General features: G+C 64.4%; 1 protein-coding gene. It reads left to right on the forward strand.

Features of this window, described 5'->3' with window-relative positions:
* A partial coding sequence (locus SB816_RS33765; RefSeq protein ID WP_410548473.1) for an NAD(P)/FAD-dependent oxidoreductase occupies positions 1–250 on the forward strand: 250 nt, incomplete at both ends.

Genomic DNA, 250 nt, shown 5'->3' on the forward strand with positions numbered 1-250 from the left:
TTTGATGTCGCTGCCGAAGCTCGTGTTTCCGGGCGGCGCGCTCGTCGGCGACGACGCGGGCTTTTTGAACGCGGCGCGCATCAAGGGCAGTCACGCGGCGATCAAGACCGGCATGCTCGCGGCGGAAGCGGCGTTCGACGCGGTGCAGGCCGGTCGCACGCGCGATGAACTGACGGCGTATCCGGAAGCGTTCAAGCAGTCGTGGCTCTACACGGAACTGTACAAGGCGCGCAATTTCAAGCAGTGGATG

It is taken from the genome of Achromobacter sp. SIMBA_011 (assembly GCF_046535435.1).
Classification (GTDB): Bacteria; Pseudomonadota; Gammaproteobacteria; order Burkholderiales; family Burkholderiaceae_B; genus Achromobacter; species Achromobacter dolens.